This window comes from Vibrio sp. Vb2131, assembly GCF_033338535.1.
Lineage (GTDB): Bacteria > Pseudomonadota > Gammaproteobacteria > Enterobacterales > Vibrionaceae > Vibrio > Vibrio alginolyticus.
This window is the reverse complement of sequence record NZ_JAWOSW010000048.1, coordinates 1-1,166: the sequence shown is the minus strand read 5'-3', so window position 1 is coordinate 1,166 and position 1,166 is coordinate 1. Positions and strand designations below refer to the sequence as shown.

Here is a 1,166-nt window from a genome sequence, read left to right as displayed (position 1 = left end):
TCATGGAAGGACCTCACGGACCTTCACATCATGTGACTATCCCGAAATAAACCAGCTTCCTACGGCTGGTTTTTTCACATCTGCGGAAAGCGATCACTCCTAAACGCCTTTCATCTCAATGCTGATCTTTCAGATCTGGCAACTCTCCAAACAAAAAAGCCTCCCGATTGGGAGGCTTTTTTGTTTCTATCGAGCGAAAAAAATATATTTCAAAACTTCAAAGCACCATCAACAACACCCTACATGCTCAATCATCGATTTTGGTTGTTTTTCCGTTGTATAGTCGTGGCTTTCTGGTGGCACAGCCATTGAATTCAACGTTTTCCACTTCATTTTGGTTGTATCATCGTTGTATTGCTGTGGCTTTTCCGTTGTATAGTCGTGGCTTGCAAGATTTTGATTAAAGGGAACAGATTTCCATAGGCACACAGTTGGCGAGTTCGCCAGTAATAACACTGCGGTATCGGAAAATAAATTTTCCTCCGCCTTGCGTCATTGTGTGCCTCGATGATGACGCATCGAGATCGGACTCTACCGCTTCACTTATAGATTTTCGTTACTAACGTACCGACCGCAATATCTTGCTGTTTTTTTTGTGTTTATTAGCATCCTGACAACGAAGAACGGCTCCCGATTCGGAAGCCGTTCTTGTGTCTAAATCTGAGTTCGCACTAAGTGACGTTACGTTAAATACTGGTTCAGAGTTAGATCCCTAAATCAGCATGGTAGTTAATAAGCGTAGTGTCTACATACTCCTGATCAGAAAGGATATTTTTATCTTTCGCCTTTACTGCACGTATGTATTTGTTTACATATTTCTCAAACTGGTCTGTAACATGCTTTTCTTTTCCTACTAACTTTTTACCTGCATCCTTAACCTTCAAGTTAAAATTTTCATCACTTACATAGTCTGGTTTTCGAATTAACAAAGCTTTTGAATAATCAAGCCCCATCCCCTTAATCCAGCGTTTTTTGGTGTTTTTTAATAAAATGTAAGATGCTGAGTGAAGGACATTACTTCTCACAGGAATTGCGAACATCAAATTATTAACTGTAATGTTAACCACCCCATGTCCACGAACTTTCGTTAGATCCCAAAGACCATCATCACTGTAATAATCTAGAGCATTCTCAACTGTAGGGTTTTCATTGTAGAAAGATGCGTT

Annotated in this window: 1 protein-coding gene; it reads right to left on the bottom strand. The window is 40.0% G+C overall.

What is annotated here, in order from left to right:
- Positions 1–704: 704 nt before the first annotated feature.
- Positions 705–1,166: type III toxin-antitoxin system TenpIN family toxin (gene tenpIN / locus R7E38_RS22785; protein ID WP_318082126.1), on the bottom strand; the 462-nt coding region annotated here is incomplete at its 5' end.